The organism is Xanthobacter aminoxidans, from assembly GCF_023571765.1.
Classification (GTDB): Bacteria; Pseudomonadota; Alphaproteobacteria; order Rhizobiales; family Xanthobacteraceae; genus Xanthobacter; species Xanthobacter aminoxidans.
Genome location: NZ_JAMJXC010000005.1, coordinates 204,856 through 226,981 on the forward strand (window position 1 = coordinate 204,856; position 22,126 = coordinate 226,981).

The 22,126-nt window shown below is 68.7% G+C and carries 20 protein-coding genes; 5 read left to right on the top strand and 15 right to left on the bottom strand.

Annotation, left to right across the window (positions count from 1 at the left end; genetic code table 11):
• Positions 1-7 precede the first annotated feature (7 nt).
• A complete protein-coding gene (locus EJ105_RS10695; RefSeq protein ID WP_029554895.1) occupies positions 8-658 on the bottom strand; it encodes a TetR/AcrR family transcriptional regulator in 651 nt (216 codons plus the stop codon).
• Positions 659-854: 196 nt separating this feature from the next.
• On the opposite strand from EJ105_RS10695, the gene EJ105_RS10700 reads away from it, so the two are divergent.
• Together EJ105_RS10700 and EJ105_RS10705 are read left to right on the top strand one after the other, a co-directional pair.
• On the top strand, positions 855-1,337 hold the full coding sequence (locus tag EJ105_RS10700) for a DUF3574 domain-containing protein (RefSeq protein WP_250166316.1): 483 nt from the start codon (positions 855-857) through the stop codon (positions 1,335-1,337).
• A 284-nt stretch (positions 1,338-1,621) separates the two neighbouring features.
• Entirely contained in the window at positions 1,622-2,332 is a 711-nt protein-coding gene (locus EJ105_RS10705; RefSeq protein ID WP_250166317.1) for a sulfate transporter family protein, read from the top strand.
• A gap of 179 nt (positions 2,333-2,511) precedes the next feature.
• On the opposite strand, the gene EJ105_RS10710 is transcribed toward EJ105_RS10705, so the two are convergent.
• From EJ105_RS10710 to EJ105_RS10730, 5 genes are all read right to left on the bottom strand, one after another.
• The gene (locus EJ105_RS10710) at positions 2,512-3,858 is read right to left on the bottom strand and encodes an ABC1 kinase family protein (RefSeq protein ID WP_250166318.1); all 1,347 of its coding nucleotides are present in this window, start codon (positions 3,856-3,858) and stop codon (positions 2,512-2,514) included.
• A gap of 31 nt (positions 3,859-3,889) precedes the next feature.
• Complete coding sequence (locus tag EJ105_RS10715) at positions 3,890-4,387, bottom strand: DUF6790 family protein (RefSeq protein WP_250166319.1); 498 nt, start codon at positions 4,385-4,387, stop codon at positions 3,890-3,892.
• 22 nt (positions 4,388-4,409) lie between these two features.
• Entirely contained in the window at positions 4,410-5,990 is a 1,581-nt protein-coding gene (locus EJ105_RS10720) for a serine hydrolase (protein WP_250166320.1), read from the bottom strand.
• A 54-nt stretch (positions 5,991-6,044) separates the two neighbouring features.
• Positions 6,045-6,977: a GumC domain-containing protein gene (locus EJ105_RS10725; RefSeq protein WP_250166321.1), complete on the bottom strand. Its 933-nt coding sequence runs from the start codon at positions 6,975-6,977 to the stop codon at positions 6,045-6,047.
• Between the two features lie 391 nt (positions 6,978-7,368).
• A complete protein-coding gene (locus EJ105_RS10730) occupies positions 7,369-9,681 on the bottom strand; it encodes a sensor histidine kinase (protein WP_250166322.1) in 2,313 nt (770 codons plus the stop codon).
• A 404-nt stretch (positions 9,682-10,085) separates the two neighbouring features.
• On the opposite strand from EJ105_RS10730, the gene aroB reads away from it, so the two are divergent.
• On the top strand, positions 10,086-11,876 hold the full coding sequence (gene aroB / locus EJ105_RS10735) for a 3-dehydroquinate synthase (RefSeq protein ID WP_394042000.1): 1,791 nt from the start codon (positions 10,086-10,088) through the stop codon (positions 11,874-11,876).
• Between the two features lie 184 nt (positions 11,877-12,060).
• Here the strand turns inward: aroB and EJ105_RS10740 are convergent, their stop codons facing one another.
• The 3 genes from EJ105_RS10740 to trxA all read right to left on the bottom strand — a co-directional run bounded on the left by EJ105_RS10740 (position 12,061) and on the right by trxA (position 14,247).
• Entirely contained in the window at positions 12,061-13,284 is a 1,224-nt protein-coding gene (locus EJ105_RS10740) for an NAD(P)/FAD-dependent oxidoreductase (RefSeq protein ID WP_250166323.1), read from the bottom strand.
• Between the two features lie 56 nt (positions 13,285-13,340).
• The gene (locus tag EJ105_RS10745) at positions 13,341-13,679 is read right to left on the bottom strand and encodes a Rieske 2Fe-2S domain-containing protein (RefSeq protein ID WP_250166324.1); all 339 of its coding nucleotides are present in this window, start codon (positions 13,677-13,679) and stop codon (positions 13,341-13,343) included.
• 94 nt (positions 13,680-13,773) lie between these two features.
• Positions 13,774-14,247, bottom strand: coding sequence for a thioredoxin (gene trxA / locus EJ105_RS10750; RefSeq protein WP_250166325.1), 474 nt, complete (start codon positions 14,245-14,247; stop codon positions 13,774-13,776).
• A 184-nt stretch (positions 14,248-14,431) separates the two neighbouring features.
• Here trxA and EJ105_RS10755 point away from each other — a divergent pair, with 184 nt between their 5' ends.
• Positions 14,432-14,731, top strand: coding sequence for a putative quinol monooxygenase (locus EJ105_RS10755; RefSeq protein WP_029554884.1), 300 nt, complete (start codon positions 14,432-14,434; stop codon positions 14,729-14,731).
• A gap of 77 nt (positions 14,732-14,808) precedes the next feature.
• Here EJ105_RS10755 and EJ105_RS10760 read toward each other — a convergent pair whose 3' ends face one another.
• Together EJ105_RS10760 and EJ105_RS10765 are read right to left on the bottom strand one after the other, a co-directional pair.
• A complete protein-coding gene (locus EJ105_RS10760; RefSeq protein WP_250166326.1) occupies positions 14,809-15,714 on the bottom strand; it encodes an AEC family transporter in 906 nt (301 codons plus the stop codon).
• Between the two features lie 112 nt (positions 15,715-15,826).
• Entirely contained in the window at positions 15,827-17,005 is a 1,179-nt protein-coding gene (locus tag EJ105_RS10765) for an amidase (RefSeq protein WP_250166327.1), read from the bottom strand.
• A gap of 182 nt (positions 17,006-17,187) precedes the next feature.
• On the opposite strand from EJ105_RS10765, the gene EJ105_RS10770 reads away from it, so the two are divergent.
• The gene (locus tag EJ105_RS10770) at positions 17,188-18,081 is read left to right on the top strand and encodes a LysR family transcriptional regulator (RefSeq protein ID WP_024278203.1); all 894 of its coding nucleotides are present in this window, start codon (positions 17,188-17,190) and stop codon (positions 18,079-18,081) included.
• Between the two features lie 189 nt (positions 18,082-18,270).
• Here the strand turns inward: EJ105_RS10770 and EJ105_RS10775 are convergent, their stop codons facing one another.
• The 4 genes from EJ105_RS10775 to EJ105_RS10790 form a co-directional block, all read right to left on the bottom strand.
• Positions 18,271-19,320, bottom strand: coding sequence for a phenylacetaldoxime dehydratase family protein (locus EJ105_RS10775; protein ID WP_029554881.1), 1,050 nt, complete (start codon positions 19,318-19,320; stop codon positions 18,271-18,273).
• Positions 19,321-19,411: 91 nt separating this feature from the next.
• Positions 19,412-20,158: an ABC transporter ATP-binding protein gene (locus tag EJ105_RS10780; protein WP_250166328.1), complete on the bottom strand. Its 747-nt coding sequence runs from the start codon at positions 20,156-20,158 to the stop codon at positions 19,412-19,414.
• Positions 20,155-20,931, bottom strand: a complete 777-nt coding sequence (locus EJ105_RS10785) for an ABC transporter ATP-binding protein (RefSeq protein WP_250166329.1) — start codon at positions 20,929-20,931, stop codon at positions 20,155-20,157. Before EJ105_RS10785 ends, EJ105_RS10780 begins: the two co-directional genes overlap by 4 nt.
• A complete protein-coding gene (locus EJ105_RS10790; protein WP_250166330.1) occupies positions 20,928-22,121 on the bottom strand; it encodes a branched-chain amino acid ABC transporter permease in 1,194 nt (397 codons plus the stop codon). The genes EJ105_RS10785 and EJ105_RS10790 overlap by 4 nt, the downstream gene beginning before the upstream one ends.
• Positions 22,122-22,126 lie beyond the last annotated feature (5 nt).

The following is a 22,126-nucleotide window of genomic DNA, read 5'->3' on the forward strand; positions in this document are numbered from 1 at the left end:
GTGCGTGTCATTCCGGCACCGCTTTCGGTTGGGCCGGGGCCAGCATCCGGCGCACCATCGCCTCGATGGCGGGCATCCGCTCCTCCAGTTTCCATTCGGGATGGAGCTGGTGATGCAGCAGCACGCCGTCGCCGATGAGCTGGATCACGATGGCGACGCTCTCGATGTCGAGCGCGGGGTCGATCTCGCCCTGCTTCACGGCGGCCGCAAGCGCATCGGCCAGGAGGGTGCTGGTTTCGGCCTCGCAGGCGTCGATGGTCTTGCGCAGGTCGGCATTGCGGATCGCCTCGGCCATGATCTCCGGGCCGAGCCGGGCCGAGGCCATGTGATCCTCGGTCAGCAGCAGGGCGAGGCAGGACGACAGGGCGCCCAGCACGGACGGCGCCCTGGTGATCATGTCGAACATGCCGAGCCGTTCGGCTCGCTCGCTCTCGACGATGGCGGCGATGAGGGATTCCTTGGAGGGGAAATAACGGTAGAGCGCCCCCGGGCTCATGTCCGCCTCGGCGCAGATCTTCTGCATGGAGGCGCCATGGAAGCCGTCGCGGCCAAAGCAGGCCTTGGCGGCATCAAGGATGCGCTTGCGCTGCTCCTGCCGGTGGTCGGGGCGCGGGGCGGCGGCTTCGCGCAGCGCGGTCTCTGGGATGGGGCGTGACATCAGCGCGGATCGGCACCTTGGGACATGAGCGAGAGCGAATGTTCGTTCGCAATACTGCGGGCACGATTGCGGCGCAAGAGTGAACGTTCGTTCTCGGTCCGGGCGAGGACCGCTCCCGCGCGCACGGCGGCGGGCGCTTGCGGCCGGGCGCGGGGCCGCCAATGCTCAGGCTTCCTTAGCGGAGCCCTGATTCCCGATGCCGCTTCCGACGCCCTTTCCCGCCAGCAGACGCGAAGCGTGGCGATGCGCCGCGCTGCTGCTCGCCGGCCTCCTCCTGTCCACCGGCCTCCCGCCTGCCCCCGCCCGCGCGGAGGAAGCCGCCCCCGCGACGCTCAAGCCGGGCATCAGCGTGGTGATGATCGAAACCAAGCTGCTGTTCGGCCTCGCCAGCGCCGACGGCAGCGGGGTGAGCGAGCAGGAATGGGAGAGCTTCCTCACCACCGAGGTGACGCCCCGCTTCCCGGATGGACTTACCGTGATCGCGGCCTATGGGCAGGTGAAGGGCGAGGCCCACGGCACGGCGCAGGTGGTGCGCGAGGGCATGCGCCTCGTGCTCATCTATCACCCCGATACGCCGGAGGCGGCCGCCAAGCTCGCCGAAATCCGCAAGCTCTATTCCGAACGCTTCCACCAGTGGGGCGTGCTGCAGGTGACGAACGCGGTGCGCGTCACGCTGTGAAGTGGTGGGGTTGTCGACGATCAGTCCCCAAGCGCTCGTCAGCGCTCACCACCGTCATGGCCGGGCTTGTCCCGGCCATCCACGTGGAGCGGCCGGGAACGGCTTTTCGAGGACTATTCTGTCGGCCCGATGTGGATACCCGGGACAAGCCCGGGCATGACGAGCGCGCTGTCTGGGGCGACCCTGCTTTTGGAACGCGTTTCAGACGATACGCACTTGAGCCCCAGCGCCGCAGACCCTACCTCTCGCCTGCGCCAGAAGGTCCGCGCTTACCGGGAACGATCATGCTCGCCGCCGCCATCCTCGCCTTGCGACAGACCTTCTCGCCGCTGCTGCGCGGCGTACTGCTGAAATCCATGGGGCTGGCGCTGGCGCTGCTCATCGCCCTCGCCGTGGGACTGGAGGCCGCGCTGACCCATTTCGTCGAAATCTCGTCCTATCCGTGGATCGAGACCACACTGGCGGTGATCGCGGGGCTGGGGCTGGTGTTCGGCATCGTCTATCTGATGCCGGCGGTATCATCGCTGGTGGCGGGCCTCTTCCTCGACGAGGTGGCCGAGCGGGTGGAGACCACGACCTATCCCAACGATCCGCCCGGCCAGCCGCAGCCCTTCCTGCGCGCGCTGTTCTATTCGGTGCGCTTCTTCGGGCTGGTGCTGCTGGTGAACCTCGCGGCGCTGCTCCTGCTGCTGGTGCCGGGGGTGAACGTCATCATCTTCTACGTGGCCAACGCCTATCTCATCAGCCGGGAATATTTCGAGCTGGCCGCCATGCGCTATCGTACGCCGGAAGAGGCACGGGCGCTCAGGCGGGCGAACGGGGTGACGGTGTTCGTCGCCGGCCTGCTCATCGCGCCGATCCTGTTCGTGCCGATCCTCAACCTGATCCTGCCGGTGTTCGGCACCGCCTTCATGGTGCACCTCCACCGCCGCCTCGCCCCGCTGCCGGCGCGGGCGGGGGATGGTGCGCTGGTGATCGAGGGGCGGCCGGTCTAGCGGCTCTGTACCCCGGCCGAGCGGAGCGTGAGCGGAGGGAGAGCCGGGGTCCAGCGCGAAGGTACGCCGAAGGCGGCTCAAGCGGGGATGCGGCAGGCATTGCCGGCTTCGCCGCCTTTTCCCCTGGGTCCCGGATCGGCGCTCCACCTTCGGTGTCGCTGGTCCGGGACGCGATAGGCCTAGAGACCCGCCACCTTCAGCGCCTCCGCCTGCCGGGCGGCGACGCCCTCGGCGGAGAAATCGGCGATGGCATCCTCGAACAGGCGGTGGAAGTTGAGTTCCGCCTTCAGATGCAGGAAGACTCCGCCGAGGCCGATGGCGGCGCGGTCCATGAACACGAACTCCCGCGGCACCGTCACAGGCCCGAGCTGCTTCAGCGCGGTGTGGACGGTGAACGCCTCCTTGCGGCCATAGGCGGCGGGCGACACGCCATCCGCAATGGTGCGCACCCGGTCGTCCATGAGGGGGCCGTAGATGAAGCGCGCCCAGATGTTCAGGACATCGATCAATTCGCGCTTCAGCCCCTTGAAGCCCCACGTCTCGTAGGCGTGCACCACCCGCGCGTCGTCGCCCGCCATCAGCCCGCGATAGAGGTCCACCACGCCCGCCACGAAGGCCGGCGGGAAAATGCGGATGCAGCCGTAATCGAGCAGGTTGATGCCGGCCGGCCGCCCTTCTACCGAGAAGACGGTGTAGTTGCCCAGGTGGGGATCGCCATGGATCACGCCGAAGCGCGAGAAGGGCTGCCACCAGGCGGCGAACATGGCTTCGGCCAGCGCGTTGCGCTCGGCCAGCGGATGGTCGGTGAAGCCGAGGATCTTTTCCCCGTCCAGCCAGTCCATGGTGAGGAGCCGGCCGGTGGAGAGATCGGCATGGGTGCCGGGCACGCGGACCTTGGGCTCGTCCTTCAGGATGTGGGCATAGAGCGCGGCGTGCTTGGCCTCGCGGCGATAGTCCAGCTCCTCGCGCACCCGCTCGCCGATCTCGCGGGCGATCTCGCGGGTGTCGATGGCGCCGTCCATGCGGCGATGGATGGAAAAGAGCACATCGAGCTGGGAGAGGTCCGCCTCCACGGCGGCCTGCATGTCCGGATACTGGAGCTTGCAGGCGACGCGCGCGCCCTCCAGCGTCACCGCCTTGTGCACCTGCCCGAGGGAGGCGGCGGCGGAGGGGGCGTGCTCGAAGCTGGCGAATTTCTGCTCCCAGTCGCGGCCCAGCTCCGCCATCATGCGCCGGCGCACGAAGGCCCAGCCCATGGGCGGGGCATCGCTCTGCAGCTTCTGAAGTTCGGCGGCATATTCGGGGGGCAGCACGTCCGGAATGGTGGCCATGAGCTGGGCCACCTTCATCAGCGGCCCTTTCAGCCCGCCGAGGGCGGAGGCGAGGGCGGCTGCGTTGTTGCCGTCGCGATCGAGCCCCATGAGGCGGGCGCCTGCGATGCGCGCGGCGACCCCGCCCACATTGGCGCCCACCCGGGCATAGCGCGCGGCCCGCGCGGAGAAGCGGTTTCTTTCCTCGTCCACCATGCCCGTCCAGGCGCTCCAGCTCTATCCCGTCCTACGGGCGCGCGGCCCGGTCGGATCGGTAGGTCAGGGCGAGGAGGATGATGAGCAAAAGCGGCGTGAGGAGGTCCGTGTAGAGAATGGGGCCGGCATTGCCTGCGGCCAAATTGCCGGTCTTGCCGATCTGGATGATGTGGTTGATGCCCGCCCCGCCGAGAAAGCCGGCCATCATCACCGCCACGGCGGCGCGGAAGCCCCAGTCGCGCCAGAAGGCAGCGATGATTCCCGCGAGCCCCATGCCGAGATTGGCGAGGCCCACCTCGGTCTGGAACGGGCTGGTCGCCCAGCCGATGGCGGCGGCGGACTGCGCCGGGAACACGATATGCCCGAGCGCCCCCCACAACCCCATGAGGCCCACGGGGAAGAGATTGATGTATCGCAGGAGCGCCCGCGCGAGATCGATCAGCCGGCGCGGCGCCGGCTGGCGGGCGAAGGAGAGCGCCGACAGGAGGAGGACCGCCGTATAGGCGATGAGCGGAACCCAGAAGACCATGGCGCTCTCCCTTCAGGCGCTCTCACTTGCGGGCAAAGGTGCCGAGCCCGTTGTCGTTGAAGATCTCCACGCTCATCCGCCCGTCGGCGAATTTCACCTGTGAGATGGTGCCCGGCGGGAACGTCTCCTCGCCCACCGGGCGGAAGGTGAAGGTGTCGCCGCTCCAGTGGGCGAGGGGGTAGCGGCGGGGCAGGGGGCCGATGATGAGCACGAGGCCGCCCGCCTCCTCCGCCACCGTGGCGTCGCCGAAATAGGCGTTGGCATAGGTGCCGGTATAGTTCGCCAGCGGCTTGGCCGGCTCCGGCTTCTGCGGCGGAGCCTTGCCCACGAGGTCGCCGGCCGGCTTGTACATGGGCGAAATGAGCGGCTGATAGGCGGCGTACCAGTCCCGCGTCAGCCCGCCGAACTGCACGAAGTCCATGAAGCTCATGGCCAGCGCCTCGGGGGCGCCGGTGGGCTGGGCATTGGTGAGCACCACGATACCGAGCTTCTCCGAGGGCAGCAGCACGAAGTTCGTCGCCGCGCCGAGGATGAAGGCGCCGGAATGGTCCAGCGTCACCCGCCCGGCCGGGGAGACGCCGACGCCGAAGCCGTAGCCATAGGTGCCGGGGCGGGCATCCACCGCATAAGCGGGGGAGGAGATGGTCTCGCCCCGCATGGCCGGCAGCAGCGCGGCGGCGGGGACGATCTCCTTGCCCTCGACCGTGCCGTTGCCGAGCACGAAGGCGAGCCACTTCCCCATGTCCCGCGCGGACGAGGACACCCCGCCCGCCGGCGCCTGGGCATCGGGATCGCGCTGGTATTTCGGCACGAAGCTGCCGTCCGCCTTCCCGTCCGCCCGCACATGGGGGATGGCGCGGTTGGGGCGGGCCATGAAATCGGCGAAGCGCGAGGAGGTCGCCGCCATGCCGAGGGGCTTGTAGAGCACCGCCTGCGAGAGGTCCGCCCACTCCTTGCCGGCGGCGGTGGCGACGCCCTCGGCGGCGGCGGTGAGGCCGAAATTGGTATAGAAATAGCTCGCGCGGAACGGCGCCAGCGGCAGCAGCCTCAACCGCTCCAGCACCTGCCGGCGGTCGAAGCCGATGCTCTCCAACTCGTCGCCCGCATGGTCCGGCAGGCCGGAGCGGTGGCTGTAGAGATCGGCGAGGGTGACGTGATCGCTCACCCACGGGTCGCTCAGCACGAACCACGGCAGCAGGGTGCGCACCGGCGTGTCCCACTTCACCCGGCCTTTCCCCACCTCATGCGCCACCACGCCCGCGCCCACCGCCTTGGACAAAGAGGCGAGCTGGAACACGGTGTCCGCATCGATGGGCGCCGCCTCGCCCGCCTTGCGCACGCCATAGCCCTTGAGGGCCAGCACCTTGCCGTCCTGCACCACCACCACGGCGAGGCCGGGCACGCCGGAACGCGCCATCATCTCCTGCGCCAGAGAATCGATCTCCTTCACCGCCCGCGCGATCTGGCCGGGCGGGATGGAGACGCCCGAGGTCTGCGGCGGCGGCTTCGAGCCGTCGATGGGGTCGTGGGCGAGGGCGGGGAGGGGCGCGGTCGCGAGGAAAGCGGCGAGGGCGAGGAGGGTGAGGCGATGCGGGGTCATCATGGGGCGGCCTCCGGTGGCGGGCATCGTTTATCTGGAGCTATTAAATGCAGAGATCTATGGCTTCCCTGGACGTGGGTTAAACGCCTGCCTGCGCGCCGCCTCAATCTGTCTTCGGGCTTCCCGAGCTTTTATTTTGCGCTTTGGTTTGAGTTCGACTTGCCCTTTCTGCTTTTCCACTTTGCTCTCGCCTAAATCCGTTTTCTGTTTTTGATCGATCTGGCTTGGTAGTCGCTCTAGGGTAAATTTTATTTCTGAAAGCGCTCCGAGTGTTCGCTCAAGGGCTTGGTCCGACGAAGCGTTGCTTTCCCGTTGAAGCTTGAGCTGCTCTTGAGAGATCGTGAGTGCCTCCTTCTGCAGCACGGCGCCGTAGATCGCGGCTGCCGCTGATATATACATCAGGGCACTCGCTCCAATGGATAAGGCAGACTTCGCAATTTGCCCAAGCGTGGGGCTGATTTGTGTATAGCAATCGACTGCTTCTGCAGCATCTATTTTTTCATTTACGACCGAAGACGCAAGATCGACGAGAGATGCCAACATTGCATGAGTGAAATCTGGCGCATCAATTACGTGTAAGACGTCTGTTGTCAATTCGAACAGGCCGTCACTCACCTTGGCGTGTTCAAATCCGCAGTTTCTGCACGTCTCTTCATTATCTTTAGATAGAAATCTCGGGTTTCTTATCTCGTAAGAGCGCGATGGAAATACGCATTTGCAACGGGGGCAAAAGGCGGGAAGCGGTGGTCCGAGCCGCCTCCATCCTTTAGTGGAACTGGGAGGCTTCTCAGGTTGGTTCTTGATTCTTGTCTCGGCAATACGACTGGGGCCAGCATCTGGAAACAGCCAAGGCTGCGCGACGCGATCGAAATGAACCCGCTCTGCATCCACAGAAGCTCCAACGTCTCCCTCGACTCCAACGTCGAAGCCAGAAATGGAGACGTTTCGCAGTGTCGCCCTGACTCCAGGTCCAAGCTTGATGGCAGGCACGTCGCCCCCCGACTGACTGATGCAATTTTCAGTTTAGATGGTTCAGTTTGCACTGAGCATGTCAACGGCCGATAGCTCGGCTTCGGGGCCTCTCGCTGGTGCTCGACTACGCGCCGGGCGTCGGCTTCTGCCTCAGGATCACAGCCGGGCCGTTCGGGCTTGCGGCGGGGAATGACAACGGGTGACGCGGCCATGACGCTTGGGGGCCGTCATCCCCCGGCTTGTCCGGGGGATCCACTCCTGCGTTCGTCGGCCTGCCCCAAATCCGGGCACCCCTCTGGCCCCGAAGTGGATCGCCCGCACGAGGCGGGCGATGACGGCTGAGGGTAGGTGGGACGGTGGCCGATGGGAGGGGCTTGTCAGAGGGAGGGACGTGGACGCCCCCGCTCCCTCACATCACCGCAGCCAGCCTCGGCGTCTCGTTGGAGTTCGCCGCCCGTCCGTCCACCGGCAGGCGGACGAAGACGGTGGTGCCGGAGCCTTCGATGGAGCGGATGCGCATGGCGCCGCCGTGCAGCTCCACCAGCGACTTGGCGATGGCGAGCCCCAGCCCGGACCCCTTGTGGGTCTTGGTGAACTGGCTTTCCACCTGCTCGAACGGCCGGCCGATGCGGGCGAGCGCGCCCTTGGCGATGCCGATGCCGGTGTCCTCGATGGCGATCACCGCCGCCGCCCCGTTCACCCGCGCCTTCACCGCGATGCGCCCGCCCTCGGGGGTGAACTTCACGGCATTGGAGAGGAGGTTGAGCAAAATCTGCTTCAGCGCGCGGCGGTCGCCCTTGATGACGAGGTTGTCGGCGGCCTCCATGGTCATGGCCACGCCCTTCTCGTCGCCGTTCACCGCCGTGACGCGCATGGCGTCCGCGATGATCTCGCCGAGGGCCACGTTCTCCACCTCGAGCTGCATGCGGCCCGCCTCGATCTTCGACATGTCGAGGATGTCGTTGATGACGTCGAGGAGGTAGGTGCCCGAGCCCTTGATGTCGGAGCAGTATTCCGCGTACTTCGCCGAGCCGAGCGGGCCGAACATGCCGCTCTCCATGATCTCCGAGAAGCCGATGATGGCGTTGAGCGGCGTGCGCAGCTCGTGGGACATGTTGGCGAGGAATTCGCTCTTGGCGCGGTTGGCGTCCTCGGCCTTGTTGCGCTCTTCCGAATACTTCTCGGCAAGTTCCGCGAGCTGCTGGGCCTGATGCTCCAGCGTCTGCTGGGATTTGCGCAGGTCGGCGACCAGCGCCATCAGGCGCTTCTCATTGTCCATGAGGCGCTCTTCGTGGCGCTTCATGGTGGTGATGTCAGTACCCACCGAGACGTAGCCGCCATCCTTGGTGCGGCGCTCGGCGATCTTGAGCCAGCGGCCGTTGGAGAGCTGCGCTTCGAACGCGCGGGAGCCTTCCTCCGGCTTGTCTTCCGGCTTCAGCGGGGTGCGCGTCACCGGGTGGCGGCCGACCGAGGCGATGGTGTCGAAGGAGGTGCCGGCGACGATGGTCTCGTCGGGCAGTTCGTGCAGCGACTGGAACTTGGAATTGCACAGCACGAGGCGGTTCTGGCTGTCCCACAGCACGAACGCCTCGGAAATGCTCTCGATGGCGTCTCTGAGGCGCATGTCGGCGGTGACGGTGCGTTCCGCCATACGCTGCGCCTCGGTGACATCCATGGCGATGCCGATGAGGTGGGGGCCGTCCTCGCCCGCCTGCTGCACCACTTCGGCGCGCATGCGCAGCCACACGAAGTCGCCCTTGGCGGTGCGCATGCGGAACACCCGGTCCACCGGGGTGCCGGGCCGCTCGGCGAGTTCCTGCGCCAGCTCGTAGAGGTCGCCGTCGTCGGGGTGCACGAGGCGGGAAATCTCGCCGAAGGAGACCAGCTCGTCGCGGTGCTCCAGCCCGAGGATCTCGAACATGGTGTCGGACCAGTACATGCGCCCGCGCGCCATGTCCCAGTCCCACATGCCGCAGCGGCCGCGGTTGAGGGCGGTGTCGATGCGGCGGCGCACCGTCTCGTAGATCACGTCCGCCTCACGCGCCCGGCTCGCCTGCCAGTGGAAGGAGAAGCCGAGGATGAGCAGCACCGCGCCGGTGGTGGTGAACAGCGTCACCGTCAGCGTGGTGGTGTCCGACCACGCGGCCAGCGCCTTCTCGGTGGGCTGGAGATAGACGATCTGGCCCAGCGGCGCCTGGAGATTGCGCACGGTGGCGAGCGCGGTCCCGGTGCCGTAGGGCACTTCGAGCACGCCCGCCCGCTCGGCGAAGATGACGAGGGGCTGGGAGGGATCGAGAATGTCGGAGAGATTGGCCGGAGCCTCGCCTGTCGGGGCGGCGGCGATGATGTGGCCTTGCCCGTCGGTGACGAACACCCGCCGTCCGGCCTCGGTGGCGCGGGGGGGCAGGCTCTCGGCGAGGGCGCCGGGCACCTTGGCGAGCGCATTGCCCGCGCGCAGCGTCAGCGCATCGGCGGTGGCGAGGGCGAGAAGGGCAATGTCGTCCTTGGCGTTGTTCAGCTCGGCGACGCGATGGGCGTGCACCTGCACGACCGCGCCGACGCCGATGACGCCGAGGAAGGTGACAATGAGGGCCGGGACGATCCGGCGCAGGACCGGCTCCGCATCCAGCAGGCGCTGGTAGGCAGGGCGCGCGATCGACCTTGCCAGGCCTCGCATGGCTTGGTCGCGCGCGCCTACGCTCGCAGCGTTGGCGCGTGCCATCGCCGGTCTCCTCCGGGTCTCCGGGGGCACCGGACGGCCTAAGTCCCACGCCCCCACGTCCTCGATCTGGAGGGACGTGCCGCATCTCTCCGAATCAAGGCCATTGGAATCGAATCGGGGGGCTGTTGTCTAGAGTCCGCGTGAGTCAAGAGGCACAAAACTACGGCCACGCCTCGGTTTGTGAAGGGGCAAAGCCTTGCGGCGGTAGGCCGGGAGGGTGATTGGGGCGTTGCCCGTGGCAGGGCTGTCGGCTGGGGAGGAATGGTGCCTGCGGACGCCGGGGCTGGGGACAGCCCTGATTGCCCGCTCGCGCGGCGGATGCTAGAGCCGCAGGCTCGGCAAGGGTGGAAATCCTTGAGGCCCGATCCCCCATCCGTCCTGAGCGCGCTGAACGAGGCCCACCGGTGCAGACGCAGAAGTTCCCCGAGCCCCGCACCGGCGAGACCGAGACGACGGGGCCGATCTCCTCCCCCGAGATGCTGAAGCGGCTGGGGCGACGCTCCATCGTGCTGGTGGGGATGCCGGGCGCGGGCAAGTCCTCCGTGGGGCGGCGCCTTGCGAAACGGCTGGGGCTCACCTTCGTCGATGCCGACGAGGAGATCGAGCGCGCCGCCTGCATGAGCATTCCGGAAATCTTCGCCCGCCACGGCGAGGCCGAGTTCCGCGAGGGCGAGAAGCGCGTGGTCGCGCGCCTGCTGCAATCCGGCCCCTGCGTGCTCGCCACCGGCGGCGGTGCCTTCATGAATGCGGACACCCGCGCGGCGGTGGGACGTCATGGCGTCTCCGTCTGGCTGCGCGCCGATCTCAACACCCTTTTGCGGCGCGTGAAGAAGCGCACCGACCGTCCCCTCCTCGCCCAGGGCGACCCGGCGCAGAAGCTCGCCGCGCTGCACGCCCAGCGGGCCGACACCTATGCCCTCGCCGACGTGACCGTGGACAGCCGCGACGTGGTCCACGAGCTGGTGGTGGAAGAGGTGATCGGCGCCGTCCACGCCCATCTCGTCGCGCATCCCGAAAGCATTGCCATGGCGCCCCTCTCCTCCGCCACCGCCATCTCCGCCGAGGCGGAAGGCCTCCCCATGGGCGAGATCACCCGCAGCACCGTGCGCGTGGACGTGGCCGGCAAGCCCTATGACATCTATATCGGCCCCGGCCTCCTGGCCGAGGCCGGCACCCATGTGACGGCCCTGCGCAAGGGCGCGCGCGTCGCCATCGTCACCGACGAGAACGTGGTGGCCGCCGGCCATCTCGCCACCGTTGCCGCCTCGCTGGATGCCGCCGGCATCCCCCACACCGCCATCGTCGTGCCGCCCGGCGAGAAGACCAAGGGCTGGCCGGGGCTGGAGCAGGTGGTGGAAGGGCTGATCGCCGCCCGCATCGAGCGCCGCGACCTCGTGCTGGCGCTGGGCGGCGGCGTGGTGGGCGACCTCGCGGGCTTCGCCGCCTCGGTGCTGCGCCGGGGCGTGGACGTGGTGCAGGCGCCGACGACGCTGCTCTCCCAGGTCGATTCCTCCGTGGGCGGCAAGACCGGCATCAACTCGCCCCAGGGCAAGAACCTCATCGGTGCCTTCCACCAGCCGGTTCTGGTGCTGGCCGATACTGCCGCGCTGAACACCTTGCCCGTGCGCGAGGTGAAGGCCGGCTATGCCGAGGTGGTGAAATACGGCCTGCTCGGCGATTACGCGCTGTTCGAGACCCTGGAGCGGGACTGGCCGGGCGTGATCGGCGGCGGGCAGGAGCGCATCACGGCGGTGGCCGCGAGCTGCATGGCCAAGGCCGCCATCGTCGCCCGGGACGAGAAGGAGACCGGCGACCGGGCGCTCCTCAATCTCGGCCATACCTTCGGCCACGCTCTGGAGGCCGGCGCCGGCTATTCCCAGCGCCTCCTCCACGGCGAGGGCGTCGCCATCGGCATGGCGCTGGCCCTTGCGTTTTCCGCGAAGCTCGGCCTGTGCTCCGGGCAGGACGTGACGCGGGTGGTGCGGCATCTGGAGGCCGTGGGCCTGCCGACGAAGATTTCCGACGTGCCCGGCGAACTGCCCGACACGGACGGGTTGATGACACTCATCGCCCAGGACAAGAAGGTGAGCCGTGGCGCGCTGACCTTCATCCTCGTGCGCGGCATCGGCGAAGCCTTCATCGCCAAGGACGTGAACCCCGAAGAGGTCCGCGCTTTTCTCGCCGAGATGCGGTGAGGGGCGTCTTTCCTGTGAACTGCGGCTCCTCCAGCATGGGTGTCATGCCCGGGCTTGTCCCGGGCATCCACGTCGGGCCGCAGGCACGATGCCCGAAGAGATGTCCCCGGCCAGCCCACGTGGATGGCCGGGACAAGCCCGGCCATGACGGCGGTACGGGCCCGAACACCGGCCCATAGCTCCCTCACTTCGTCGCCGGCGGCGCCTGAATCACCGGTGCGGCGGCGGCGAACATGGCCTCCTTCGTCGCGGGCAGCGGCGGGTAGATGCGGCTGCAATTGATGGTCTGCTTCACCGTCTTGGCGGCGGCACCCGACGCGACCAGCGTGCCGCGATCCCAGCCGGAGGTGTAGACCGCGCCCTCGGGGCCGAGGTCCATCACCGTCACATAGTCCGGCGCGGAGAAGGCGACGCGGTCTTGCGGCCGGCCGGCGAGGTCGCACACCGCATTGTGGCCGGCGAGGCGGCCCATGGGGCGGGCGTGCTGGCAGGACATGACGGTGACGTGGCCGAGAGCGTCCGCCGCCGCCACCGCGCAATCCCCCGCCGCATAGACATCTGTGACGCCCTCCACCTTCAGAAAGGCGTCCACCGCCACCCGCCCCAGCCGGTCGAGCGGCACGCCGAGCTGTCCGGCAAGCGGGCTCGCATGGGCACCGGTGGTGAAGACGACCGCGCGGGCGGGGATGGAAGTGCCGTCCGCGAGCCGCACACCGTCGGCCTCCACGGCCGCGATGCCCGCATGGTCGCGCGCCTCCACGCCGGACGCCGCGAGGGCGGTGCGGACCGTGGCCGCGCCCGCACCCATGGCGGCGCCGATTTCGTGGCGATCCACGAGAACGACGCGCACCGGGGCGCCTTCGCCCAGAAGGGCACGCAGCCGGCCCGGCAGCTCGCAGGCGATCTCCACCCCCGCCAGTCCGCCGCCGATGACCACGGCGGTTCCTGTCGCCGCATCGCGCGGGCCGGCGGCGAGGCTGGCAAGGTGCGCCGCGAGCCGCTCGGCACCGGCGTAGCTGTCCACGTCGAAGGTGGGCTGCGCGCGGGGGATGTCCGGCACGCGCAGCGCGCTGCCGGCGGCGAGGATCAGCCGGTCATAGGCGAGCGGCCCGGCCGCGGTGGCGAAGCTCCGCGCGGCGGGATCGATGGCCGTCACGGCCGCCGCGATGCGCGTCGCGCCGATGGGGGCGAGCAGATCGTCCAGCGGCAGGCGGATGGCGGCGAGGTTGTCCTCGTAGCAGCGCACGCGGATGGTGTGGAACGCCTCCGGCGCCACGAGGGCGATCTCCAGCGCGCCGGGATCGATGCCGAACAGCTCCCGCGCCCGCGCCGCCGCGGCGGCCGCCCACAGGCCGGCGAAGCCGCCTCCGATCACGACGATGCGCTGTGTCCCCGCGTTCTGTGTCATTGCCGGAGCCTCCCGGCCCCAGCATAGGACAGGCGCGAAGAGCCGGCGACCGGCGATCAGGCCGGCGTCCGGGCGGGCTTCACCGGGCCGACATCCACCTGGATCTCGTCGCCCTCGATCTTGATCTCATAGGGATGGAGCGCATTGCGCACGAGGTGGGTGGAGCATTTGCCGGTGGCGCAGTCGAAGCCCCACATGTGGTGCGTGCACATGAGGGTCTTGCCGTCGAAGGTGGCTTCCGTCAGCGGCATGTCGGCATGGGGGCAGCGGCCGCGATAGGCCTTGATCTCCCCGCCCGCCGGCCACACCAGCAGCACGCTCTTCTTGCCGACCTGGAAAAGGCCCATCGCGCCCTCGACGAGGGCATCCTTGTTGCAGATGACAGTGAAGGCCATGGCGCGTGCGTCCTGTCCGGTGAAGCTTCGGCAGAGCGCATCGCAAGATCAGGGCCAGCCCGGACCCCTTCCAATTGTCGGAAATCCGACGTTCCTATTTCGCCTCCCCGGCGCGGGAGAGGGCGTCATAGAGCCAGCGCCTGAGGTCGCCCGCGAACAGGGCGCCCGCCACCCGCGCCACCTCATTGCGGTTGGCGATGAAGCTCAGGGTGGGGATGGAGCTGATGCGGAAATAGTCGGCCAGCTCGCGCTCCTTGTCCGTGTCCACCTTGGCGAAGCGCACATGGGGCTCGAACTCCGCCGCCAGCGCCTCGAACACCGGCGCCATGGTCTTGCAGGGGCCGCACCAGTCCGCCCAGAAGTCGATGACGAGGGGCAGGTCGCTTTCGGATGTGTGGGCGGTGAAGCTCTCGGCGGTGAGCGTCATGGGCTTGCCGGTGAAGAGCGGCCCGCCGCAGGCCGGGCACGAAAGCGCGCGGGCGTCCGTACCGGCCGGCACGGGCGCCACCGTGTGGCAGGCGGGGCAGGCGATGGTCCGCAGGCGGGTGGCGGTGTCGGCTTCGGTCATCACGGCTCCTCGGGGCGCGGGCGTGTGGGAATGGCCGAGCAAGAACGGGGCCGGGGGAGGGGTGCGTCCCGCCGCCCATGCGCTATGGTGGCGCCGGCCGCGCCGGGCGGCTGAGATCGAGACCGCGTTTCCTGTCCGCGAACCGGTACCCACTTCGCGGGGAAACGCTTTAGGGAATTGAGACATGAGCGCAGCACCCCTCACCGTCATCGCCATCATCACCGCGAAGGAGGGGCAGGAGAGCGCCCTGCGCGCGCTTCAGGAGAAGCTGGTGGTGGAGACGCACAAGGAAGATGGCTGCCTGCGCTACGAGCTGAACCAGTCGCTGGACGACGGGCGCATCCTGATCTTCGTCGAGACCTGGGAGACGGAGGCCAAGTGGCGCGCCCATATCGACGGCGCGGCGCTGGCCAATTTCGCCGCGGCCGGCGGAGGGGACCTGATCGCCGACAAGGTGATCCACCGAATGGCGAAGGTTGCCTGAAAAGGTGGCCTGACGAATAAGCGCCTGCCGGCTGAAATCTCTGGACTTCCAAGGATTTGCGGCCGGTACCCCGCTGCTCATGGGTGGATGACGAGGCCCCACCACATCCACGCCGTGAGCATGGACAACGGCACGCCGATGCCGATGACCAGCGCCACGAGGTCCGGCTCCAGATCGTGATCCAGCGCGATGATGCTGGCGCCCAGCATGGGCGGCATGGCCATTTCCAGCATCGCCACCTGCGCGATCGGATCGCCGGTCCGTCCGAGCGCCGCATACATCAGGAAGATGGCCAGCGGCGCCAGCAGCAGCCGATAGCCGAGCCCCACCGCCAGCGCTCCGACCCGGCCGGAAAAGCGGTCCAGTCGAAGGGCAAAGCCCACGGCCGCGAGGGCGATGGGGGTGAGCGTCTGGGCCAGCGCCTCGACCAGATGGTCGAGCCACTCCGGGCGCGGCAGATCGTTGGTGGCGAAGGCAATGAGGATGGCCCAGAAGGGCGGGAAGGTGGCGATCCGCTTCGCCACCGCCCGCCAGTCGAAATGCCCCGCGCTCGCCACGGCGGCGATGGCGAGGCCCAGCGTGGACAAGGCGAGGTAGGAGCCGAACAGGTCGATGACGATGCCGAGCCCCAGCCACTGGCTGCCGGCGAAGGCCGCGATCATGGGCAGTCCGACGAAGGAGGTGTTGCCCCAGCCGCCCACCAGCAGCAATGCGCCCGCCCGCCGGTGCGACCAGCCGAGGGCGCGGCACAGGGGCACGATGACGAGGATGGCGAGGAGGGCGCCCATCCACGGCGTGGCCGCGGCCAGCCACCAGCTGTCATCCATCTTCAGGTGATGGACGCTCCGCAGGGCGGTGGCCGGCAGCGCGACATTGATCACCCAGCCACCGAAGGCCTTGGTGGCGGTGTCAGGCAGCCGGCCGGACCAGCGCAGCAGGACGCCGATCAGGAGGCAGGTGACGATCAAGGAAATCTCGTGCATCCCGATGCCCCTCCCCCCGGCACCGCCAATCCCGGGGACAATGGCTTGGGCTTCACCGCAAGGGAATAGGCGGGGCAGTGCTATCCGCAGACGGACGCTCTGCCCGAGCCCATCATCGAGCGCGAGCGACGGCGACGGCCAAGGCGAGCAGCATCTCGTCCTTGCCGCGCGGCGCCATGGCGGAGAGCCCGAGCGGGCAGCCCTCGAGCGTTGAGAGCGGCAGGGAGATCTGCGGCGTTCCGGCATGGCCGGAGAGGCACAGAAGCTCGATGGCGCGGGCGCGGAACGCCTCCAGATCGGCCAAGGGCGTGCCGCGCAGGGGCGCGATGCCGGGCGCCGTGGGCAGAAGGAGGATGCCGTCCTCTCCCAGCAGCGCATCGATCCGGGCGCGCACCTGCGCCCGCAAGGCGCGCGCCTCGGCCACTTCTGCGGGATCGAGGGTGGCGGCGGCGGCGAAGCGCTCCTTCACGCCGGGGCCGAAGTCCGGCTGCGCGGCGCGCACCCAGTCGGCATGCGCCGCCCATGCATCGGCCGATTGCAGGATGCGGAAGACATTGCGCCAGTGGGGCAGGGCGCCGTGGGCCACGTCCACGGCCTCCGCCGGACCATAAAGCGCGGTCATGCGTGCGAGGGCCGGCGCCAGCGCCGCCGTCACCTTCGGCCCGGCTGCCTCGAACAGGTCGCGGGCCAGCAGCAGCCGCGGCGCGGGGGGCACCACGGGATCGCCCAGCAGCACGGCGCCCACCTTCTCGAAGGTCTGCGCATCGCGCGCGAACCAGCCCACCGTGTCGTAGGAGGGTGCCAGCGGCACGGCGCCGGCGATGGGGATGCGCCCGTGGGTCGGCCGCAGGCCGAACAGGCCGCAATAGCTCGCGGGCAGCCGCACCGAGCCGCCGGTGTCCGAGCCGATGGCGAAATCCACCAGCCCGCCCGCCGTCGCCGCCGCGGAGCCGGAGGAGGAGCCGCCGGGAATGCGCTCCGGCGCGGCGGGGTTGATGGGCGTGCCGTAATGGTGGTTCTCGCCGTTGAGGCTCCAGGCCATCTCGTCCGTATGGGTCTTGCCCACGAGGCGCGCGCCGGCACCGAGCAGCATGTCCACGACAGGCGCATTCTCGGCCGGCACCCCATGGCTCGCCAGCCACGCCGGGCTTCCGGCCGCGGTGGGCACGCCGGCCACGTGGAACAGGTCCTTCAGCGCGAAGGTGAGGCCTTCGAGCGGCCCCGTGCTTGTGGGGGCAAGCTCGAAATGGCCATGGGAGACGAAGGCGTCGAGCGTGTCATTCACCGGCATGAGCGATCCGTGGGGCGGCGGGTGGCGAGAGGGCAGGGTGAGGCGACAAGGCTTATCCGATCCGCGCGCTCGTGTCTCCGCGTGCTCCAGTGTCTTCGCGTGCCGTGTCCTGCAACCGGGGCGGGGTTGGGCGGGGCGCCTGCTGCTGCTATCACCGGGCGGGCGCCCGAGGATCTTCAGCCATGTTCAACTGGAACGACCTGATCTTCTTCCTCGAACTGGCGCGGCAGGGCCGGCTGATGCCGGCGGCGCGGCGGCTGAAGGTGGACCACACGACGGTCTCCCGCCGCATCAGCGAGCTGGAAAAGGATCTCTCCCTCAAGCTGTTCGACCGCAAGCCCGACGGCTTCGTGCTGACCGAGCCGGGCCATCGCCTGTTCGCGGTGGCCGAGCGCATCGAGCAGGAGGCGGTGGGCGTCGAGGAGACGCTGCAGGCGGCTCCCAGCGCGCCGCGCGGGCATGTGCGCGTCGCCTCCATGGAGGGCATCGGCGCCTTCTACCTCGCCGAGCGCTTCGCCGAACTGGCGGAGAAGGAGCCGGGGCTGGTGGTGGAGCTGGTCACCGAGCGCCACCTCATCAATCTCACCAAGCGCGAGGCGGATATCTCCATCTCCTTCGTGCCGCCGCAGGGCCAGCGCCTCGCCGTGCGCCGCCTCGGAGCCTTCCGCCTCGCGCTCTATGCGGCGCCGGACTATGTGCGCCGCTTCGGCATGCCGAGGACGCGGGCGGAGCTGCCCGCCCACACCTTCGTGGACTATGTGGAGGATCTCGTCGCCATCCAGCCGGTGCATTGGCTGCTGGATGTGCTGGAGCCGCTGAAGGTGTCGTTCCGCTCCACCTCCATGCACGCCCAGCAGAATGCGGTGGCGCGCGGCGCCGGCATCGGCCTCCTGCCGCTGTTCTCGGCCAAGAGCAATCCGCGCCTCATCCCCATCCTCACCGACGAGGTGGTGGTGATGCGCGACATCTATGTGAGCGTCCACGAGGATCTGGAATTCATGGGCCGCTTCCGCGCCGTGCTCCAGCACCTCGCCGAGGTGGTGCAGCGGGACGCGGCCTATCTGACGGAGTTTTGAGCCGATCGGCGGCCGCCGGGCGCCCGAACAGCCGTCATCCCCCGGCTTGTCCGGGGGATCCACGGAACGGCCGGGCCGGCGCTTCGCAGTTTGCGGTGGACATGCGGCCCGGTGGATGCCCCGGACAAGCCGGGGCATGACGGCTTCAGGCAGGGCGCGTCGGCTATGACGGCGCCCGCGTGAGCGCCCCTACACCCGCTCCCCCGGCAAGAACCCCAGCAGCCCCGTGCCCGGCGCGCAGTTCACATACTCGAACTGGTGCGTGTCGCCCTCTGGCAGAACGAACACCTCGTGCCAGGTGCGCAGCTGGTTGGCCTTGCCGTATTTGCGATAGCGGGCCATGGCGGCGGAGAAGATGGCTTCGTGGGTGGGGTGGTGCTCGGCCCAGTTCTCCAGATGGCCGAGGGAGAGGAAATAGCCCAGCGCGTGGGTCTCCAGCACCGGCACGCCGGCCGCGTCGCAGGTCTGCTGGAAGCGCAGGGAGGCGCAGCCGGATGCTTCGCCATTCTCTTTCAGGAAGTCCATGCCCTTGAGCAGCGGTTCGCGCAGCTCGCGCATGTAGTTCTCCGCCTGCTCGGGATCGCAGCGGCCCCAGAAGGCGGCGGAGCGGATGACCGCGAAATTGTGCGGAATGGCGAGCCGCCAGCGAGCGCCCTTCGTCTCACGCTCCACCTGCACCAGCGCGGGGACAGGGCTTTCCAGCGTGTCGGCGGCGGCCAGCGGAATGCGGTCGCGCATGGCGCCGTAATAGCCGCACCACGGCGTGGGATAGAGCGCCACATCCGGCGCGGCTGAGAGGCCGCCGGCATAGTCCTGCCAGTAGATGCTCTCCTGCCGCTCCACCGGCACGGTCATGCTCTCGCGGAAATAGCCGGTGGGTTCGCTGAGGCGGGCGGCGTCCTCCCACCAGCCGGCGACGACCGGGTCGGCAAGAAAGCGGTCGCGCTTGGCCTCATCCAGCCAGTAGGCGGCAAGGATGTGGGTATAGAGCCCGTTCGGGTCCACGAAGGCGGCATGGTCGCTGACGGTCGGGCCGTCCTGCAGGGCCAGCGCCTTTTCGATCCAGCCGAAGAAGGGGGAGGCGTGGACCTCCTCCGCGCTCCGCCCCTGCACGCCGTGGAAGGCGACGCAGAGCGCGCGGCAGTTGTTGGCGAAGGCGGTGGACCAGCGCTGCACGACGGGCTCGAAGCCCTTTGGTTTGCGCAGGGGATGGACGCGGTCATAGACGGGCATGGCCATGGGTCGTTTTCCTCTTTTGCCATCGGCCTCGGTCTTCGACCGATGCCAAGTCGGCCCGCTCATGCGCCGCGCGGGCTAATTGTGATCTGGTTCAATGAACGCCGAAATAGGCCTTGTGCAGCTCCCCATCGGCGGCGAGCGCCGCGCTGGTGCCTGATGCGACGACGCGGCCCTGGGCCAGCACATAGCCGTCATCTGCCACATCCAGCGTCTGCCGCACGTTCTGCTCCACAAGGAGGATGGTGTAGCCCTCCTCCTTGAGCTGCCGCACGATGCGGAACACCTCCGAGACGAACAGCGGCGACAGGCCGAGGGAGGGCTCGTCGAAGACGATCAGCTCGGGATCGGTCATCAGCCCGCGGGCGATGGAGAGCATGGAGCGCTCGCCGCCCGAGAGGGTGCCGGCGAGCTGGTTGCGCCGCTCCTTCAGCCGCGGGAAGGTCTCGAACATGCGCTCCATGCGCGCGGCGAGGCGGTGGCGGTCCTTCTCGAGCAGGCCGCCGACTTTCAGGTTTTCCAGCACGGTCATGCGCGGCAGCACGCGGTTGCCCTCTGGCACGGTGGCGATGCCCAGCGCGGCGATGCGGTGGGTGGCGAGGTTGGTGATGGTGTCGCCGCCGAACGCCACCGATCCGCGCCGCACCGGCGTCAGCCCGAGGATGGAGCGGATGAGGGTGGATTTGCCCGCCCCGTTGGCGCCGAGGATGCAGGTGATGCGGCCCGGCTTCGCCTCGATGGAGACGTCGTGCAGCACGTCCGCCCGATCATAGCCGGTGGTGACGCCGGAGACGGAGAGGCGGCGGGAGGCTTCGGGACGGGGAGCTTCGGTCCGGCTCATTGCGCACCTCCGAGATAGGCGGTCTGCACCTCGCGGTCGGCGATGAGGGCATCGAACGGCCCCTCGAAGATCTTCCTGCCGAAGTTGAGCACGATGCAGCGGTCGGAGATGCGGCGGATGACGTCCATCTCATGCTCCACGAGGACGATGGCGAGGTCCGGCATCTCCTCCCGGAAGGCGAGGAGGTCGTCCATCAGCGCCCGCGTCTCCTCATGGGTCATGCCGGCGGAGGGCTCGTCCAGCAAGAGGAGGCGCGGGGAGCCGACGAGGGCGCGGCAGATCTCGATGCGCCGCCGGTCGATCATGGTGAAGCTGCCGGCCGGCTTGAACAGATTGGCCGCGATCTGCGGGTTGAAGCGGCGGGTGAGGGCTGTCGCCCGTTCCACCAGCTCGGACAGCTGGCGGCGGAAGCGGCCGCGCAGCACGAGGGCGGAGAGTAGGCTGAGGTCGAGCCGCCCGAGCGCGCCCAGCGCGATGTTGTCGAACACCGTCTGGTCCAGCATCAGGCGCGAGCGCTGGAAGGTGCGGGCGACGCCGGCCCGGCCGATCTCCTGCGCCGAGCGGGCGAACAGGTCCTGCTCGGCGAGCTGCACCGCCCCGGCGGAGGGCTTGTAGAGGCCGGTGAGCACGTTGAAGAAGGTGGTCTTGCCCGAGCCGTTCGGCCCGACGAGGCCGATGGTCTCGCCCTTGCCGACGCGGATGTCGAGGGCGTCCAGCGCCGTCAGGCCGCCGAAGCGCATGGTGAGGCCGGAGCAGGCGAGCAGCGGGCTCATTTCGCCCCTCCCTTCACGAGCGCGGAGAAATCGCGCGCCGCGCGCGGCATGAGGCCGGACGGGCGGAAGCGCAGGATGGCGATAACCAGCAGGGCGAAGATGACGAGGCGGAATTCCTGGATCGCCTGCAGTTTCTCCGGAATGACGAGGATGACCACCGCCGCCACCACAGCGCCCCACAGATTGCCGAGCCCGCCCAGCACGAGGATGGACAGCATGATGAGGCTGTCGCCGAAATTGGCGCTGTTGGGATTCACGAAGCCGTTCATCATCCCGTAGAGGGCGCCGGCGACACCGATCATGGCGTTGCCGAGCAGGAAGGCGGTGGCCTTCCAGCGGGCGATGGAAAGGCCGAACACGCTGGCCGCCACCTCGTCCGAGCGCACCGCATCGAGCGCCACGCCCACGAACGAGGTCTCCAGCCGCCGCACCAGGAAGAAGGCGAGGCCGAACAGGGCGCAGGAGGCGAGCGCATAGGGCAGATAGAAGGAGACGTCGTAGGGCCCGATCTCGGTCATCCGGCTGAAGTCGAGGCCGAACAAAGAGAAGGATTTCACCTTCATGCCCTGCGGGCCGCCCAGCACGTCGTTCACCTCTAGGAAGGCGCGCAGCAAGAGGCCGAAGGCGATGGTGACGAGGGCGGCATAGTGGCCGCGCGTGCGCAGCACCGGCAGCAGCAGGACGAGCCCCAGCACCGCCGCCGCGAGGCCGGCGATGAGCAGGACGAGAAGGTGCGGGATGCCCGTATTCCCCAAGAGAGCTGCCACATAGGCGCCCACCGCGAAGAAGGCGGCGCCGGCGAAATTGGGCACGCCCGCAAAGGCCATCTGCAAGGTGAGGCCCGCGGCGGCAGTGGCGAAGAGGGCGACCGTTGCCATCATCAGCAGCGTGTAATGCTCCTCGCGCAGCGCGGCGGCGATGGCGAGGATGCTCACGGCGGCGGTGAGGTTCACCGTGCCGGGATGGGCGCGGCAGAGGCCGACGATGCGTCGGCCCACGGGCACTTTCTCGGCCAGCGCGAACACCGCGACGAAGGCGGCGAGCAGCGCGATCACCTGGCCCTGCTGTTCGGCATGGAGCAGGAAGCCGCCGCCGGCGAACAGGAGGGCCACGGTGGCAGCCACGGCAAGGCGCGCGAGGCCGCCGCTGCGGGCCGTCTGCGCGGGAACGGAGGGGGCAAGGTCCGCCATGCTCA

Bases quoted from the DNA above. Each gene is read 5' to 3' on its own strand.
- EJ105_RS10695 (WP_029554895.1), bottom strand. From the start codon at position 658: ATGTCACGCCCCATCCCAGAGACCGCGCTGCGCGAAGCCGCCGCCCCG.
- EJ105_RS10700 (WP_250166316.1), top strand. From the start codon at position 855: ATGCCGCTTCCGACGCCCTTTCCCGCCAGCAGACGCGAAGCGTGGCGA.
- EJ105_RS10705 (WP_250166317.1), top strand. From the start codon at position 1,622: ATGCTCGCCGCCGCCATCCTCGCCTTGCGACAGACCTTCTCGCCGCTG.
- EJ105_RS10710 (WP_250166318.1), bottom strand. From the start codon at position 3,858: ATGGTGGACGAGGAAAGAAACCGCTTCTCCGCGCGGGCCGCGCGCTAT.
- EJ105_RS10715 (WP_250166319.1), bottom strand. From the start codon at position 4,387: ATGGTCTTCTGGGTTCCGCTCATCGCCTATACGGCGGTCCTCCTCCTG.
- EJ105_RS10720 (WP_250166320.1), bottom strand. From the start codon at position 5,990: ATGATGACCCCGCATCGCCTCACCCTCCTCGCCCTCGCCGCTTTCCTC.
- EJ105_RS10730 (WP_250166322.1), bottom strand. From the start codon at position 9,681: ATGGCACGCGCCAACGCTGCGAGCGTAGGCGCGCGCGACCAAGCCATG.
- EJ105_RS10740 (WP_250166323.1), bottom strand. From the start codon at position 13,284: ATGACACAGAACGCGGGGACACAGCGCATCGTCGTGATCGGAGGCGGC.
- EJ105_RS10745 (WP_250166324.1), bottom strand. From the start codon at position 13,679: ATGGCCTTCACTGTCATCTGCAACAAGGATGCCCTCGTCGAGGGCGCG.
- trxA (WP_250166325.1), bottom strand. From the start codon at position 14,247: ATGACCGAAGCCGACACCGCCACCCGCCTGCGGACCATCGCCTGCCCC.
- EJ105_RS10755 (WP_029554884.1), top strand. From the start codon at position 14,432: ATGAGCGCAGCACCCCTCACCGTCATCGCCATCATCACCGCGAAGGAG.
- EJ105_RS10760 (WP_250166326.1), bottom strand. From the start codon at position 15,714: ATGCACGAGATTTCCTTGATCGTCACCTGCCTCCTGATCGGCGTCCTG.
- EJ105_RS10765 (WP_250166327.1), bottom strand. From the start codon at position 17,005: ATGCCGGTGAATGACACGCTCGACGCCTTCGTCTCCCATGGCCATTTC.
- EJ105_RS10770 (WP_024278203.1), top strand. From the start codon at position 17,188: ATGTTCAACTGGAACGACCTGATCTTCTTCCTCGAACTGGCGCGGCAG.
- EJ105_RS10775 (WP_029554881.1), bottom strand. From the start codon at position 19,320: ATGGCCATGCCCGTCTATGACCGCGTCCATCCCCTGCGCAAACCAAAG.
- EJ105_RS10780 (WP_250166328.1), bottom strand. From the start codon at position 20,158: ATGAGCCGGACCGAAGCTCCCCGTCCCGAAGCCTCCCGCCGCCTCTCC.
- EJ105_RS10785 (WP_250166329.1), bottom strand. From the start codon at position 20,931: ATGAGCCCGCTGCTCGCCTGCTCCGGCCTCACCATGCGCTTCGGCGGC.
- EJ105_RS10790 (WP_250166330.1), bottom strand. From the start codon at position 22,121: ATGGCGGACCTTGCCCCCTCCGTTCCCGCGCAGACGGCCCGCAGCGGC.